This is a genomic window from Methylobacterium sp. Leaf85, from assembly GCF_001422125.1.
Classification (GTDB): domain Bacteria; phylum Pseudomonadota; class Alphaproteobacteria; order Rhizobiales; family Beijerinckiaceae; genus Methylobacterium; species Methylobacterium bullatum.
The window spans coordinates 43,725-59,801 of record NZ_LMME01000035.1; the positions used below are offsets into that span (position 1 = coordinate 43,725).

15 protein-coding genes are annotated in these 16,077 nt (G+C 68.7%); 9 read left to right on the forward strand and 6 right to left on the reverse strand.

Translation table 11 applies throughout. From position 1 onward, the window contains the following. Positions 1–3: 3 nt before the first annotated feature. Both ASF08_RS22960 and ASF08_RS22965 read right to left on the reverse strand, forming a co-directional pair. Entirely contained in the window at positions 4–345 is a 342-nt protein-coding gene (locus ASF08_RS22960; protein ID WP_056149890.1) for a DUF1491 family protein, read from the reverse strand. 67 nt (positions 346–412) lie between these two features. Further along, positions 413–1,750 (reverse strand): diguanylate cyclase domain-containing protein, encoded by a 1,338-nt coding sequence (locus tag ASF08_RS22965; protein WP_056149893.1) that lies wholly within the window; start codon positions 1,748–1,750, stop codon positions 413–415. A gap of 101 nt (positions 1,751–1,851) precedes the next feature. Here ASF08_RS22965 and ASF08_RS26075 point away from each other — a divergent pair, with 101 nt between their 5' ends. Then, positions 1,852–1,986: a hypothetical protein gene (locus ASF08_RS26075; RefSeq protein ID WP_274534510.1), complete on the forward strand. Its 135-nt coding sequence runs from the start codon at positions 1,852–1,854 to the stop codon at positions 1,984–1,986. Between the two features lie 118 nt (positions 1,987–2,104). Then, positions 2,105–4,051 (forward strand): YgiQ family radical SAM protein, encoded by a 1,947-nt coding sequence (locus ASF08_RS22970; protein WP_443136832.1) that lies wholly within the window; start codon positions 2,105–2,107, stop codon positions 4,049–4,051. 266 nt (positions 4,052–4,317) lie between these two features. Here the strand turns inward: ASF08_RS22970 and ASF08_RS22975 are convergent, their stop codons facing one another. Both ASF08_RS22975 and ASF08_RS22980 read right to left on the reverse strand, forming a co-directional pair. Beyond that, positions 4,318–5,052, reverse strand: coding sequence for a peptidoglycan-binding domain-containing protein (locus ASF08_RS22975; RefSeq protein WP_056149902.1), 735 nt, complete (start codon positions 5,050–5,052; stop codon positions 4,318–4,320). Between the two features lie 161 nt (positions 5,053–5,213). Beyond that, on the reverse strand, positions 5,214–7,127 hold the full coding sequence (locus tag ASF08_RS22980) for a sensor histidine kinase (RefSeq protein WP_056149905.1): 1,914 nt from the start codon (positions 7,125–7,127) through the stop codon (positions 5,214–5,216). A gap of 372 nt (positions 7,128–7,499) precedes the next feature. On the opposite strand from ASF08_RS22980, the gene ASF08_RS22985 reads away from it, so the two are divergent. Beyond that, the gene (locus ASF08_RS22985) at positions 7,500–7,781 is read left to right on the forward strand and encodes a hypothetical protein (RefSeq protein ID WP_056149907.1); all 282 of its coding nucleotides are present in this window, start codon (positions 7,500–7,502) and stop codon (positions 7,779–7,781) included. A 36-nt stretch (positions 7,782–7,817) separates the two neighbouring features. On the opposite strand, the gene glgX is transcribed toward ASF08_RS22985, so the two are convergent. Together glgX and ASF08_RS22995 are read right to left on the reverse strand one after the other, a co-directional pair. Then, positions 7,818–9,917: a glycogen debranching protein GlgX gene (gene glgX / locus ASF08_RS22990; protein WP_056149910.1), complete on the reverse strand. Its 2,100-nt coding sequence runs from the start codon at positions 9,915–9,917 to the stop codon at positions 7,818–7,820. A gap of 160 nt (positions 9,918–10,077) precedes the next feature. Next, positions 10,078–11,499, reverse strand: coding sequence for an alpha,alpha-trehalose-phosphate synthase (UDP-forming) (locus tag ASF08_RS22995; RefSeq protein ID WP_026175661.1), 1,422 nt, complete (start codon positions 11,497–11,499; stop codon positions 10,078–10,080). Positions 11,500–11,905: 406 nt separating this feature from the next. On the opposite strand from ASF08_RS22995, the gene ASF08_RS23000 reads away from it, so the two are divergent. From ASF08_RS23000 to ASF08_RS23025, 6 genes are all read left to right on the forward strand, one after another. After that, complete coding sequence (locus tag ASF08_RS23000; protein WP_056149913.1) at positions 11,906–12,415, forward strand: hypothetical protein; 510 nt, start codon at positions 11,906–11,908, stop codon at positions 12,413–12,415. Positions 12,416–12,425: 10 nt separating this feature from the next. Next, positions 12,426–12,821 carry a phage holin family protein gene (locus tag ASF08_RS23005; protein WP_018042238.1) on the forward strand — a complete coding sequence of 132 codons (396 nt, stop codon included), beginning with the start codon at positions 12,426–12,428 and terminating at the stop codon, positions 12,819–12,821. Then, positions 12,818–13,207: a DUF3618 domain-containing protein gene (locus tag ASF08_RS23010; RefSeq protein WP_056149916.1), complete on the forward strand. Its 390-nt coding sequence runs from the start codon at positions 12,818–12,820 to the stop codon at positions 13,205–13,207. The genes ASF08_RS23005 and ASF08_RS23010 overlap by 4 nt, the downstream gene beginning before the upstream one ends. Positions 13,208–13,287: 80 nt before the next feature. Further along, the gene (locus ASF08_RS23015; RefSeq protein WP_056149919.1) at positions 13,288–13,998 is read left to right on the forward strand and encodes a hypothetical protein; all 711 of its coding nucleotides are present in this window, start codon (positions 13,288–13,290) and stop codon (positions 13,996–13,998) included. A 111-nt stretch (positions 13,999–14,109) separates the two neighbouring features. Continuing rightward, the gene (gene pxpB / locus ASF08_RS23020; RefSeq protein ID WP_056149927.1) at positions 14,110–14,838 is read left to right on the forward strand and encodes a 5-oxoprolinase subunit PxpB; all 729 of its coding nucleotides are present in this window, start codon (positions 14,110–14,112) and stop codon (positions 14,836–14,838) included. Further along, on the forward strand, positions 14,835–15,860 hold the full coding sequence (locus ASF08_RS23025) for a biotin-dependent carboxyltransferase family protein (RefSeq protein ID WP_056149929.1): 1,026 nt from the start codon (positions 14,835–14,837) through the stop codon (positions 15,858–15,860). The genes pxpB and ASF08_RS23025 overlap by 4 nt, the downstream gene beginning before the upstream one ends. The last annotated feature ends 217 nt before the right edge of the window (positions 15,861–16,077 follow it).

Below are 16,077 nucleotides of genomic sequence, written 5' to 3' on the forward strand. Positions count from 1 at the left end.
GTCCTATTCGGCGAGATCGAGGTGGTGGCGGCCCTGGCGGTCGTCGATCTCGATGATCCAGAGATCGTCGTCGAAGCGCAGTTCCTTGCCGAGGCGGAGCTCGACATCGGGCGGCGAGGCTTCGCTCATCAACCGGACGAAGCTGCGATCGGCCCCGTCCCCGGTATCGACGAGGGATTGCGGGGCCGGACCATAGAGATCGGCCCGGCCATCCAGGCGATCGACCTTCACGAAGATCGCCCCCGCCTCGGGCGCGCCGCGCCGACGCTGCACCGCGTCGATCCCCTCGACGGCAAGACGGCGGAGATGGGCGGAGACCCAGAAATCGGAGCGCAGGCGAGGCATGGCCCGCCTATAGCACCGAAGGCATGGCGCGGGGACCGGCCTGACGGATGCCCGCCGGAGAAGGCACTCAGAACCGGAAGGTATTCCGGCCGGCGGCTTTGGCACGATAGAGCGCCCGGTCGGCGGCGGACAGCAGGACGTCCGGAGACGTACCATCGCGCGGCGCGCGGGCGATGCCGACGCTCAATCCGACACGGAACTCCTGGCCGCCATGAGGGATCGGCGCGCCGACCGCGGATACGAGGCGCTGGGCCAGCTCGGGCAGTTCCGATTCATCGGCGGTCAGGATGGCCGTGAACTCGTCACCTCCCAGGCGGGCAACGAAATCGTCCTGCCTCAGCTCAGCGCGCAGACGGGCCGCGCAGACCCGCAGGACGCTATCGCCGGCCGCATGACCCATCGTGTCGTTGATGCCTTTGAAGTTGTCGAGGTCCATGTAGAAGAGCGCAACACTCTCTCCGGTGCCGCTCGAGCGGTCGAGCGCGCTTTGAAGGCGTTGGCTGAACTGCGACCGGTTGGGCAGGCCGGTGAGCGGATCGAAAGACGCAAGCTGTTCCAGCCGCTCTTCGAGCAGCTTGCGCCGCCCGACGTCGCGAACAGAGACGACATAGCCGTTCGGCACCTGCGAATCGGGATCGCGGCTCAAGCGCAGGGATGCTTCCATCCAGACCCACGCACCGTTCTTGTGCTGGAGACGCAGTTCGATGACTGCGACGTCGATATGGCCGTCGCGCACGTTCTGCATGAAGCGCCCGAAGTTCGGGATGTCGTCCGGGTGGGCAATGTCGATCGCCTTGCGTCCCACCAGTTCCTCCGGCTCGTATCCGAGGAGCGTCCGGATGGAGGGTGAGACGTAGAGGCGGATACCGTCGAGATTGCCGCGAATGATCGTATCGGTGGACATTTCCGCGAGGTGACGGAACTCCGCCTCCCGCTCCGTGGCCCCGCGCACGGCACGGGCCAGATCGTAGATTTGCCCGGCCATGGCGGCGAGGTCGGTGAGGAGCCTGCTCTTCTCTGGCGAGCCGGCTTGCGGACGGGCATCCAGCACCGACAGACGGCCGACCTGATCCGGGCCGAACGGGGCGCTCGCAAAGAAACCGACGTCGCCGTTACCGGCCGGCAGCCATCCGGTGAAGGCCGGGTCGGTTCGCGTGTCGCCGCACCAGAGGGCGGGCCACTCCCAATCGGGCCTCCCATCGGCCATCTCAGCGGCATTCCTCAGCTGGGGGCCGGCGTCGGGGCCAAGATCCGTCCAGGTCCGGGGCTCGCCACGAAGACAGACGGTGGCGGCCGACGCATTGAAGAGCGCCCGCGCGATCCGGCAGCATTCCGAGAATTCAGGTGCCGGCAGGATCGGCAGTGCAAGGCCGCCGATCGATCCCACCTTTTCGTATCCCGTCATACCGCGGATGCCGATCTCTGCGTGACCAAGGCATTGTCAACAGCAAATGGGTTAATATGCGATGATTGGGAAAAGCTTCGCGCCAGTAGATCGGGTGCTCGATGCAATCGGCACCGGACGGCGATGACCGCGGCGAGCGCGAGGGCGGAGGTATTCTTGCGCGTCGGCTCGTCGTGGCGGGTGGCGAGACGACGCAAGCGTTCGACATGGCGCCCGGCTCCCTCGCCCTTCGTTGAGCTCTGAGCTTCGGCGGTCTATGCAGACCCCATGGACCTCCAAGTTTCCGCGAGTCGCTCACCGGCTCCCATCGCCTGCAAGCTGCCGCTTTACGGGAAGGCGGCGCCGTTCCTGCCCATGAGCCGCGCCGAGATGGACGCGCTCGGGTGGGATGCCTGCGACATCATCCTGGTGACGGGTGACGCCTATGTCGATCATCCGAGCTTCGGGATGGCGATCATCGGCCGGCTGCTCGAATCGCAAGGGTTCCGGGTCGGCATCATCGCCCAGCCCGACTGGCAATCGGCGGAGCCGTTCAAGGCGCTCGGCCGGCCGAGGGTGTTCTTCGGCGTCACAGGCGGCAATCTCGATTCGATGGTGAACCGCTACACGGCGGATCGTCGCCTGCGAAGCGACGACGCCTACACGGCGGGCGGACAAGGCGGCGCCCGCCCGGACCGCTGCACCATCGTCTACACGCAGCGCTGCCGCGAGGCCTACAAGGACGTGCCGATCGTCCTCGGCGGCATCGAGGCGTCCCTGCGCCGCATCGCCCATTACGATTACTGGTCCGACAAGGTGCGCCGGTCGATCCTGGCGGACGCGAAGGCCGATCTGCTGCTCTACGGCAATGCCGAGCGCGCCGTGGTCGAGGTGGCGAACCGCCTCGCCGCCGGCGCGGCGCCGAACGAACTCGACTCGGTCCGGGGCGTGGCCCTGTTCCGCCGCGTGCCCGAGCATTACACCGAGCTGCCCGCCGACGATCTCGATTCGGCCGACGAGGCCGCTTCCCGCCGCCCCGGCGAGACCGTGATCCGGCTCCCCGCCTACGACGAGGTCAAGGACGACAAGGAGGCCTATGCCCGCGCCTCGCGGGTGCTGCACCGGGAGGCCAATCCCGGCAACGCCCGCCCCCTCGTCCAGCGCCACGGCGACCGCGACCTGTGGCTGAACCCGCCGCCGATCCCGCTCTCCAGCGACGAGATGGATGCGGTCTACGACCTGCCCTACGCCCGCGCGCCCCATCCCTCCTACGGCGACGCGAAGATCCCCGCCTGGGACATGATCAAGTTCTCGGTGACGATCATGCGCGGCTGCTTTGGCGGCTGCACCTTCTGCTCCATCACCGAGCACGAGGGCCGCGTCATCCAGAACCGCTCGGAGGGCTCGATCCTGCGCGAGATCGAACTGATCCGCGACAAGACGCCGGGTTTCACGGGCGTGATCTCGGATGTGGGCGGACCCACGGCCAACATGTACCGGATGGCGTGCAAGGACCCGAAGATCGAGGCGGCCTGCCGCCTGCCGTCCTGCGTCTTCCCGGACATCTGCCCGAACCTGAACACTTCGCACGACGACCTGATCCGGCTCTATCGCAAGGTCCGCGAGGTGGAGGGCGTCAAGAAGGTGATGGTCGCCTCCGGCGTGCGCTACGATCTGGCGGTGCGAAGCCCCGAATACGTCGAGGAGCTCGTGACCCACCATGTCGGCGGCCGTCTCAAGATCGCCCCCGAGCACACCGAGCGCGGCCCCCTCGACCTGATGATGAAGCCGGGAATCGGCACCTACGACCGCTTCAAGGAGATGTTCGACGCCGCCGCCAAGAAAGCCGGCAAGAAATACTACCTGATCCCGTATTTCATCGCGGCGCATCCGGGCACGACCGACGAGGACATGATGAACCTCGCCGTCTGGCTCAAGAAGAACGACTATCGCGCCGATCAGGTCCAGACGTTCCTGCCCTCGCCCATGGCGACGGCCACGACCATGTATCACACCGAGATCAACCCGTTGCAGGGCGTGCGGCGCGGCGGCAGCGAGCCGGTGGACGCGATCAAGGGGATGCGGCAGCGCCGGCTGCACAAGGCGTTCCTGCGCTACCACGATCCGGAGAACTGGCCCTTGTTGCGCGAGGCGCTGCGGGCCATGGGCCGGGCGGACCTCATCGGGCCGAGGCCGGACCAGCTCATTCCGTCCTCGCAGCCGCCGGGAACGGGCTCGGGTAAGCCGGGAGGCCAGCCACGCCCCATGCGCCATCCGGGCGCGCCGCGCTTCACCACCAAGGGCGTGCCGCTGCGGAAATGACGGTCTCGCCCGTGCGATAGCCGGATGCGTTGAAAGGCTTTCGGGGTTCTGCGCGCTGAGGCGGACACACGGAAAGCCACTCGTCGTGGGCCTACGATATTCACGCATCTCGCGGACACCGCGGGTCCCCTCTCCCGGAAGGAGAGAGAGCCCGTCGCGCTTCACGTCGAACCCTCTTGGATTTGGGGAACCAGCATCGACCAGATGTGTGTGTCCGGTAGTCTCACGGAGGCCGCGAGCCGCCTCCGAATGCCGGATTCCTTGCCCTACCCCTTGGTCGAACCGGCGCGCGAGGCGAGTTCGCGCAAGGTGCGACCGGCGGCGACGCCCTTGACCGGCAGCTTGCGGTCGCGCTCGAACTTCTCGATGGCCGCCCGTGTCCCGGGGCCGAGGACACCGTCGGCGACGAGCGGTCCGTATCCGAGCTTCACCAGCGCCCGCTGCGCCTGCGCCACGGCCTGATCGGGTTTCGGCGTCACCGAAGCCGTGGTCTCCCCGGCCTTGATGATGTCGGCGATGACGTCGCGCTTGGTGGAGGGCGCGGCAGCCGCCGGCTTAGGCACGGGTCTCGCCGCCTCGGTCGCTGGCACAGCCTTCGGTTCGGGAACCGTTTCCACCTTCGGCGCCTCGATCCGGCGCGGCGGGGCCTCCGCGACCTTGACCGGCTCGGGCGACGGGCCGGCCGTGGGCTTGGCGGCGGCGGTGCCTTTGCCGAGGGTCGGGAAGAGCGGCGCGGGGTGGCGTCCCCCCTGGTAGCCCAGCGCATTCATGGCCACGGCCGCCACCGCGCCGATGGCCACCACCGAGCCGAGCACTTCGCCGGGCCGGCGCAGGCAGAGCCGGCCGAAACTGCCGATGGCCGACGCCACGCCGCGCAGCCAGCCGAAGGCCGGCCGGCGGGCGGGGGTGGAGGCGGGTTTCCGGCGCGGAGCGGCGGTCTGCGCGGCCCTGGTGGGAACGACGATCTCGCGCTGGTCGCGCTTCGGCAGCGGTTCGCGCATGGTCTATCCTCTCAAACGCAGAAAACGGCCCGACAGGTCGAGCCGAAAACGGGTCGGTGGCATCGCCGGGACGCAGGATCCGACGGTAAGCTGCGCACCTCGTCCCGGATGCCGGCTCCGGGACGAGGTGCGCGTCGGGTTGCGGTGATCGGACAAAGGGCTCATCCGGCGCGCTGCATGGGAATGTAGCGCTCGCTCACCGCTTCGGGCGCGGGGTCGAACAGACCGATCGGGCGGCGCACCGGGACTACAATCCCCTCCGCGACCGGCAGGGGCGCCGAGCGACGAACCCCCGTGCGGATCGGGGCCGGGGGAGCGGTGCTGGAGCCGCGCCGGCAATCGATGGGCAGCGTCACGGTCACGCTGGTGCCCTGGCGCTCGGCGCTCTCGATAGAGATGCTGCCGCCATGGAGGCCGACGAGCCCCTGCACCACCGAGAGACCGAGCCCGGTTCCCTCATGGGTCCGGTCGTATCCGCCGCCCGCCTGGAAGAACGGGGCGCCGATGCGGGGCAGGTCGTCGGCGCCGATGCCGATCCCCGTATCCGCCACCACGATGTCGAGGTGCGACGCGCTTCGCCGCACGGAGACCTCGACCCGCCCGCCTGGCGCGGTGAATTTCACCGCGTTGGACAGGAGGTTGATGAGCACCTGCCGGCAGGCGCGTGCATCCGCCGTGATCTCGATGCCCGCAGCGTCGGTGCCGCGCACCAGGGTGATCCCGCCCTGATCGGCCCGCAGCTGCATCAGGTCGCAGCAGGTCCGCACGAGGGATCCCACATTCATCGTCTCGGGAACGTAATCGAAATTGCCGCTCTGGATCCGCGACATGTCGAGGAGCGCGTTGACCACGTCGAGGAGATGGCGCCCGGAGCTGCCGATGATCTCGGCATATTCGCGGCTGCGCTCGGGGCCGAGGGTCATGGAGCTCTGGCCGGCGAGGACTTCCGAGAAGCCGATGATGGCGTTGAGCGGCGTGCGCAGCTCGTGGCTGACGGTGGCGAGGAAGCGGCTCTTCAGGTCGTCGGCGCGCTCGGCCTCGGCGCGGGCGTGCTCAAGCTCCTCCGCATGGCGACGATGCTCGCTGACGTCGCGGGTCACGGCGACGACACTCGAGCCCTCGACCCCCGACTGGGTGCCGGCGATGCGGTGGGCCCGCATCTCGGCGAAGATCACCCGCGGCTCACCTTCGGCGCGCAGGGCTGCCGGGTCGAGATGTAGGCGGAACTGGACGGTGGCCGGCTTTCCGCCGGCAGCGACGTCGCTGATCGTCTGCAGAAGGGCCGGACGGTCTCCCACATGGACCCGGTCGAGGAGCCCGTGTCCGCGCAGGCGAACGGACTCGACGCCGACGAAGCGCGACGACGAGGCGCTGGCTTCGATGACGCGACCGTTCCGGTCGTGCCAGGTGACGAGGTCGTCGATGGCCGAGAGCAGCATGCGGTCGCGCATCTCGTTGTCGCGCATCCGGGCGAGCCAGCGGCCTTCGTGGCGCAGATGCTCCATGGCCTGGGCGGCCACGTGACCGATGGCCGTGATGGCGAAGACCGGCATCGCCAGGGAACGGGACAGGTCGAGGAGAGGCAGCGAAATGGCGCCGTGCGGCAGGAACGCCACGACGAGAGCGCCGATCATCGCCACGATGGCGGCGGCCAGCGTCGCCCGGCGCGAACCGGACACGACCGCCTCCAGCGGGATCGCCACCAGCCAGATCGCGGCGGCGGAGTTCACGCCGCCCGACATCAGGGCGAGGCAGACCACGAGGCCGGTGAGACCGGCCGACGAGATCGCATGGGCGACCCACAGGATTCCGGTCCGCGACAGGAACACGGCGGCGAAGACCGGCAGCATCAGGCTGGCGATGGCGAGGACTTCGAGGCCGGTAGGGACGCCCCGCCAGAGCAGGTAAGGCGGCAGGGCGGCCATCATCACGATCCCGGTCGCGAGGCGCGATACCAGGAACCGCTCGTGCCGGAACCGCACGGCATCGTCTTCGACCACCGACTCGTGGACGAGCCCGGCGAGCCGGAGATCGATCATGGAAGCCAGGCCGCTGTAGATACGCAATACGCACACGCACAGCGCGAAGTGCCTCGACGGCCGCTTCGTCGCCCCTTGCTGGACTTTGACTCGGGTTCGACTTGAACTCGACTGAGGCCAAACCTCGCAGACCGGACTTAAGCGAGTGTTGCGCAGACCCGACCGATTGTTCGCGGATGCTTTCCGGTCCGTAACCACGCCTATTCGGTGGACGGCCCCTTTCGGGGCACATCTCCCGCTATCCACAGGGCCGGGCACGACATGCCGGTTCGCAGGGGCATGGCGGCAAAGCCGCGTTCACCATGGTTCTCGATTTCAGGGCGTGCGTGAGAGGCGCTTTACGTTCTGCGCCGAGGCTCGGTCACAACGGGCCGCTCACGGCCGGCACCGAACCAACCCGGGACTTCCATGTCGTTCCTCATTCGCGCCTGCCTGGCGATCGGCATCCTCTCCTACCTGGCCGCCCATCGCGACGATCCGGGGCTCGCGGCGCGCCCGACGGCGCCGTCCGTGGAGAACGCCGCCTCTCTTGCCTGGGACGCCCTGCCGAGCGATGTCCGCGAGAAAGCACTGCGCCAGGGCGCCGACGCTTTGGTCCAGAAGGTGGCGGGGTCCGTCGCGAGCGCGTCGCGCGACACGCTGGCGGAGGCCGATCGCCGCCCAGCCTGGCGCGGCGTGGACGAGCGCTGATCGGGGCGCGGGCGCCCGAACCGACCGCCCCGTCCGTCAGATCTCGTAGGACGCCGCCTGTCGCGCGCGCAGGACGTAGAGCGAACGGGGATCGAGGCGCAGGCGCGCGTTGGGGGGAAACAGCGCCTGTCCGGCCTGGACCATGCCCGTCGGCCGGGTGGTGTCGAAGACGACCATCCAAGGCCCGCCGATGACCGGCGCCAGGGTGAAATCGATCGCCTCGTCGGCGGCGTTGATGAGGATCAGCAGGCGGTCCGCGCTCGGAAGGTCGTTGCCGATCTGCATGCCGAAGGCCTGCCGGTGACCATCGCCCCAGGCCTCGTCGTCCATCTCCGCGCCGCAGGGCGAGAGCCAGTGGACGTCGCGCAGCGGCCCGTCCCCGATGACGGCGCCGGTGAGGAAGGTCAGGCGGCGCAGGGCCGGCTGGTCGCGGCGCAAGGCCGTGAGGTTGGCGACGAACGCCGTGAGGCCGGGGTCGGGATCGGTCTCCCAATCGAGCCAGTTGACCGCGTTGTCCTGCGCATAGGCATTGTTGTTGCCGTTCTGGCTGCGCGACCGCTCGTCCCCGGCCAGAAGCATCGGCACGCCCTGGGCCAGGAAGGTCGTCGCCAGGAGATTGCGCTTCTGCCGCGCCCGCACGGCCAGGATCGCCGGATCCTCCGTCGGACCCTCGACACCGTAATTGCGCGATAGGTTGTGGCCGTGGCCGTCGCGGTTGTCCTCACCGTTGGCGTGGTTGTGCTTGTCCTCGTAGGCCACGACGTCGGCCAGGGTGTAGCCGTCGTGGCTCGCCACGTAGTTGATGCTGGCGAGCGGCGACCGGCCGGAGCCGGCGAAGATTTCCCGCGAGCCGGACAAGACCTGCGTGAGCTTCGGCAGGATACCGTGATCGCCGCGCCAGAAGCCGCGGACGCTGTCCCGGAACTGGTCGTTCCACTCGGCCCAGCCGCGCGGATAGGCGCCGAGCTGGTAGCCGCCCATGCCGATATCCCACGGCTCCGCGATCATCTTGGCGCGGGAGAGGATCGGGTCCTGGGCAATGGCCTGGAAGAAGGCGGCTTTGGCGGTGAAATCGTGCGGCGTGCGTCCGAGGCTGGTGGCGAGATCGAAACGGAACCCCGCGACGCCGTAGGCGGTCACCCAGTGCCGCAGGGAATCGAGGACGAGCTGCATCACCCTCGGGTGGTCGAGGTCGAGGGTGTTGCCGCACCCGGTGCAATCGATCTCCTGCCGCCGGTTCTCCGGGTTGAGCTTGTAATAGCTGGCATTGTCGATGCCCCGAAACGAAAGGGTCGGTCCGGTATGATCGGCCTCGCAGGTATGGTTGTAGACGACGTCGAGGATGACCTCGATCCCGGCGGCGGCGAGTTCGCGGATCGCCGCCTTGAGGCCCCCGGTCCCGGCCGCCCCGAGATAGCGCGGCTCCGGCGCGAAATAGCCGAGCGGCGAGTAGCCCCAGAAATTGACGAGCCCCTTCTCCACCAGGAACCGGTCGTCGGCGAAGGCCTGGATCGGGAGGAGCTCGATCGCCGTGACGCCCAGCTTCAGCAGGTGCTCGACGATCGCCGGATGGGCCAGGGCGGCGTAGGTGCCGCGCTCCGCCTCGGGGATCGCCGGATGACGCTGCGTCAGCGCCTTCACGTGGGCCTCGTAGATCACCGTCTGGCCCATGGGCCGGCGGATGGGATTGAGTGCCAGATCCGGCAGGTCGGGCGCCGTCACCACCCCGCGCGGCATGAAGGTCGCGCTGTCGCGCCGGTCGATCTGGTCCTCCCGCTGGAGGCCGCGACGGTGCCCGTAGAGGGAATCGTGCCAGCGTATGCGACCCTGGATCTCGCGCGCATAGGGGTCGAGGACGAGCTTGGCCGGATTGAAGCGATGGCCGTTGGCGGGCTCCCACGGCCCATGGACCCGGTAGCCGTAGAGTTGGCCGGGGAACACGCCGCGCAGGTAGCCGTGCCAGACATCGTCGGTGCGGCAGGGCAGCGGGACGACACGGCTCTCATGGCGCTCGCCCGGCTCGAACAGGCACAGATCGACGCCGGTGGCGTTCTCCGAGAACAGCGCGAAATTGACACCCCGGCCGTCGAAATGCGCCCCGAGAGGCCCGGGCACGCCATCGTCGATGCCGATCATAGATGTCTTTCGCAGGTGCATCGGCTCGCCGAACGCGAGCCGGAAATCGGAACGGGGTTAGGCAAGAACGATACCCCGGTCTCCCGCCCGCTGCCTATCCCGTCACGCTGCCGATAGAGACAATCAGGCCCTCCCTGTCGTACCGACGGGGAGGAAACCGCTACTCGGCGGCGGCGGCCGCGCGGGGTGGCTCGCGTTCGATGGTCCGGAAATTCTCGAGGTCGGTGAGGAAATTGCGCGCCCACCAATCCACGTCTTCGCGGGTCATGCGGTCGACCATGGGCTTCCAGCGCTCGATCCGCTCGCCGCGCGGCATGTAGAGCGCCGTGCGGATCGCTTCCGCCACCTCGAACCGGTCGTAGGGATTGACCAGCAGGGCCTCGGGCAGTTGCCGGGAGGCGCCGGCGAATTTCGACAGGACGAGGACGCCCGGATCGTCCGCCGTCTGGGCGACGATGTATTCCTTGGCGACCAGGTTCATGCCGTCGCGCATGGGCGTCACGAGGCCGACGCGGGCGGCGCGATAGAGACCCGCCAGGACGGGGCGCGGATAGGCCTTCGTCACATACTGGATCGGGGTCCAGTTGGGCTCACCGAGGGCGCCGTTGATCTCGCCGACGGTCTCGTTCACCTCGCGGCTGAGTTCTTCGTATTCCGGCACCTCGGTGCGGGATTTCGGCGTGATCTGCAGATAGACGACGTTGCCGCGCTGGTCTGGATTCGAGGCGAAGAAGCGGTCCACCGCCTCCATCCGCTCGGGCACGCCCTTGGAATAATCGAGCCGGTCGACGCCGATGAGGAGCTTGCGGGTGCGCAGGCCCGCCATGGTCTCGCGCACGGTCTTGTTGGCGCCGGCATTCTCCGCCGCCTCCTTGAACCCGGCGACATCGATGCCGATGGGGAAGCTGCGGATGCGGGTGCGGCGCCCGTCGACCATCAGCGAGCCGCCGCCGAGGGGGATCGCCCGCAGCTCGTCGATGAGGTTGCGCGAGAGGTTGTGCACGTCCGGGTCGGTCTGCAGGCCGATCAGGTCGTAATCGGCGATGCCGCGCAGAAGATCGTTGCTGGCGGGAAGCGTGTTAAACACGTCCGCGGCCGGCCAGGGGATGTGATGGAAATAGCCGATAGGGTTGGCGATGCCGAGGCCGCGCAGCTCCGAGGCGAGCGGCAGCAAATGATAGTCGTGGACCCAGATGATGTCGTCGGGCTCGATCAGCTTGGCGAGCGCCCGCGCGAAGATGCGGTTGACGCGCTGGTAGCCGGCATAATCCGAGCGGGAGAACGCACCGAGACCGAGCCGATAATGCATGATCGGCCAGAGGGCACGGTTGGCGAACCCGCTGTAATATTCCCGGTGGTCCTGGGGCGAGAGATCGACGACGGCGTACTGGACACGCCCACGATCAATGAGCTCGGGCTCCTCGGACGGGTCCTCGACGACTTTGCCGCTCCACCCGAACCACAGACCTTCATAGGAGGTGAAGGCCTCCTTGACGGCGACCGCCAAGCCTCCGGCGGCAACGGATTTCCCGCTGTCCTCGGGGATGGCCACACGGTTCGATACGATGACAAGGCGTGCCACTCAGCGGGCTCCGGTCCTCAGCGTGCAGCGCACCAGGGGCGCGCCGGACAAGACATTCCGATGTTCAACGCGCGTAACGCGACCGTGATCCGTCCGATACAGCCACGTCTGTTCATATTCCGTCAGTCAACCTAACCGACCGCATCGCCCACGGCCAGGGCAGGCAAGGACGAATGTCGGTTCCGCAGTGGATCACCCGACCCGTCCCCCGCCCGACGATGCCGGTCCGTCGTCGGTTTTGCGACGCCGAACGGTCTTATGGGAAGGCGGCCCGGCGCGCATCGGCGGGGATGTCGCGGCCGGTCCCTCGCCCACCGTTCGACGATGAGCATTCCTTGCGGAACCGCGTCTGTTTCCATGTTGTTGAAGAGCCACAAGTGACACAGCCCACAAGTGATCGAGGAGTATGCGCGTGAACGCAAATCAACCCACTGGCCCGGCATCCGCGGCGAACGCCCCCGGGATCGGCTCCGGCGAGGCTGCTGCTCCGACCGGTGATTGGCGTGCGCTGAAGGGCGATGTCGAGGGCATCGCCGACGTGGCCGTCGAGCGCGGCCGGGGCTTCGTCGCCGCCGCGCGAGCCCAGGCCACCGACTATGCCGATCGCCGCAAGGGCGACGCCGCCCAGTCGGTGAACGATCTCGCCCAGGGCTTGCGGGATTCGAGCAAGTCCTTCGAGGAGCAGCCGAACATCAAGGCGTTCTTCGACAGCGCCGCCGAGGGGCTCGAGCAGCTCGGCACCTCCATCGAGAACCGCAGCTTCGCCGAGTTCTACGACGAGGCGGAAGCCTTCGCCCGCCGCGCTCCCGTCGCCGTTGCCGTCGCGACCTTCGTGACCGGCTTCGTCGTCTCGCGCTTCATCAAGTCGTCGAGCATCGCGCCCCACCGCGATGCCCGCGACGCGTTCCGCAGCTAGGCCGGACGTCATGTCGAACGGCCCGCAATCCAGCATTCAAAGCCTCGTCGGCGATGCCCTGCGCGAGACCAGCGAACTCGCGCGCAAGGAGATGGCGCTCTTTCGCACCGAGATGACGAGCAACGTCCGGACGCTGTTCATCGGCCTCGCGCTGATGGTCGGCGCCGGCGTGTTCGGGGTCGTCGCCCTGTTCGTCCTCGTGGACGCCCTGGTGAAGTGGCTCGCCACGGTGGTGCATTCGGAAGCGCTGTCCGCCCTCATCGTCGGCGGCGTGCTTCTGGTGGTCGCCATCGTCTTCGCCCTGATCGGACGGAACGCCATGTCCCTCTCCACCCTGGCGCCGACCCGCACGACACGGCAGATGCGCCAGGACGCGCGCGCATTGTCGGAAAGGGTATCGGGATGAGTGAATCGTTGAACGATCTCGAAAAGGACATCGAGGCGAGCCGTGCCCGCCTCGACCAGACCATCGACCGCATCCAGGACAGGCTCTCCGTCCCCAGCATCGTCGACGACATGCTGGGCAATGTACGCCGGACACCGTTGAGCGGAGCCTATGACGGCGCCCTCGACGCGATCCGCCGCAATCCCGTTCCCGTCCTGCTCATCGCCGCCGGCATCGGCTGGCTGCTGCATCGCACCGGCAAGGATCGGCAGACGCTGACCAAGCGTTCCCTCATCGATCCCGACGGTGCGCTGCCGGTGACGCCGGGCGCCGCCGCCAAGGCCTACGACCCCGACCAGCCGACACGCCAGCCCGTGAAGGAACTGGCGGAGGAAACACAGATTTAGGCCTGCGAAGGCCGATCGAAACCTGACCGACCCGGCAGCGGCGTCGCCGCTCCATCTCCCATCCGACAGGAGTCGCCTCCATGAGCCACAGCAGCATCCCAGGCGAGCCCAAGAGCTCGCTTCCCGACGACATCGCCCTCGCGGCCGGCCTTCCCCATGGCGCCGCCAGCCTTCCGCACGGCGATGAGACCGCTCGTTCGCTCCATGACATCTCCGACCGTGCCCGCAGCGAAACACGGACGACGGCCGGCGACCTTCGCCACCAGGCCGGCGACCTCGCCGACGATGCCCAGGCCAAGGCCGAGGGCTATGCCGACCGAGCCAAGGCGGCCGCACTCGATGCGCGCGACACCGTGAAGGACAAGGCGGAGTCGCTGATCGACCGTGCGTCGGAGACCTATGACGACGCACGCGACTGGGCGGCGGACACTCACCGGTCCACCCGTCGCAGCATCGGCGAGTTCGCCGAGCGCGGCAGCCAGCGCCTCGACCGGGGCAAGACCAATGTGGAGCAGTTCGTCACCGAGAACCCGCTTCTCGTGGGCGTCGTCGGCCTCGCGGCGGGTCTGCTCCTCGGCGCCCTCCTTCCCCGGACGCGCCGCGAGGACGAAACGGTGGGTCCGTGGGCCGACGAGGTGAAGGACCAGGGCATCCGCTACGCCCGCGACTTCGCCGACCGTGGCCGCGAGTTCGTGGAAAGCGCCCTCGACCCCGAGAACCTGAACGCGGCGACCCAGGGCGGTTCCGAGCCGTTCCGCAAGCCCGACGTATCGCCGGGGCGGTCGCACTGAGACCTGGTTTCCCCAAGGGGTTACAGGATGAAAGAGGGGGCGGCGCTCGACAGCGCCGCCCCTTCGTGTTGGGACTGGGGAGACGATCCGACGAGCGACGCCTTGCGACCCGTGGCAGCCCCTCAGCCCCGCCTGCTCTGGTGCGGCGATACCGCGATCACCGTCGAGTTCGGTGAGACCATCGACCCCGAGGCCAACGCGCTGGTCCTGGCCCTCGACCGCGCCGTGCGGGATGCCGGCATACCGGGGCTCATAGAGGCCGTTCCCACCTACAGGTCGCTCACCGTCCACCTCGATCCCTGCGCGGTCGAGCCCGGCGCGCTTGAATCCGCGCTCCTCGCCCTGGTCGGTACGATCCCCGCCGGGACGACGCCGCGCCGGCTCTGGCGCCTTCCCGTGGTCTATGGCGGTGCGTTCGGCATCGACCTCGCCGATGTCGCCGCCCATCACGGGTTGAGCGCCGACGAGGTCGTATCCCGGCATGCGGCCGCCGATTACCGTGTGGCCATGAACGGCTTTCTGCCGGGCTATGCCTATCTCTCCGGCCTCGACCCGAGCCTTGCTCTCTCGCGCCGGGAGAGCCCAAGGCCGGTGACGCCGGTCGGGACCATCTCCATCGGCGGCGTGCAGGCTCTGGTGGCTAGCATCGCCGCCCCCAGTGGATGGCATCTCCTCGGCCGGACCCCCGTCCGCTCGTTCCTGCCGGGGCGCGACCCGGTCTTCCTGTTCGAGCCCGGCGACGCGATCCGCTTCCTGCCCATCGAGCCGCAAAGATGGGACGAACTCGACCGGGCCGCGGAGGCCGGTGAGCGCATCGTCGACTGCGAGACCGCGCCGTGAGCGGGCGTCTCGTCATCGCGCGATGCCACGGCGCGCTCAGCCTGCAGGACGGCGGACGACGGGGCTACCAGCGCTACGGCCTCTCCGGCTCCGGCGCCATGGATCGCCTCGCCATGGCGACCGCGAATGTCCTCGTCGGCAATGCGCCCGACGCGCCGGTCCTCGAACTCGGCCTCGGCGGCGGTCGCTTCGTCGTGGAGGCGGGACGGGGTTGGTTCGCCTGTGCCGGCGCGCCCTGCACCCTGCGTATCGACGGAGCCCCCCTCACCGGCCACCGCACCGCGACCCTGGCGCCAGGCGCCGAACTCATCGTGGACCCGCCGCGTGAGGGAGCGTTCGCCTACCTCGCCGTGGCCGGCGGGTTCGAGGCGGGCGCCGTGCTCGGCAGCGTTTCGCTCCATCTCCGCGCCGGGATCGGGGGTGCCGACGGCCGGCTCTTCCAAGCGGGCGACCATCTGACCTTCGCCGCTGCGGAGGGCAACACACCGGGCGACCGGACCACCGATGCCGTTCCCCTCGACCGGGATGCACCGATCCGTGTCATGCTCGGCCCCCAGGCCGACCGCTTCCCGCAAGGCGGGATCGACACCCTGCTGGGCTCGACCTTCACCGTGTCGCACCGCGCCGACCGGATGGGGTACCAACTCGACGGCCCCGCCATCGCCCATGGCGAGGGGGGCTACAACATCGTCTCGGACGCCACCGTCATGGGTTCGATCCAGGTGCCGGGCAACGGCCTGCCCATCGTGCTGATGGCGGATCGGCAGACCACGGGCGGCTATCCGAAGATCGCCACGGTGATCTCGGCCGATCTGCGCCGCCTCGCCCAAAGCCGGCCGGGCGATCCGGTCCGGTTCGAGGCCGTCACCCTGGCGACGGCGCGGGAGGCCGCGCTCCGGCGGCAGCGCGCCATCGCCGACCTGCCCGGCCGCTTTCGGCCGCTGGGCGGCTTCGACGCCGAGCGGCTCCTGGGGGCCAACCTCGCCGGTCACGCCGTCGATGCCCTGCGGGAAGGCCCATAGGGCGCGATCTCTTCTGTCTCGTCCCTCTGCGATGCGCGATGAACACCACCGGCTGCACGGAGCGGTTCACGGTGTGGAGCGGCCCGGGCCTGGTCCATTTCCGGAGGCCCTTCCTCATGGCCGTGTCGGGGCTGGCCGATGGTCTGGGACGGCGGTGGTCGGGCGCAGTTCTAGCCAATGAAAGCCGCGCCGGAATCGAGGGGAGCCGTCGCCCCCT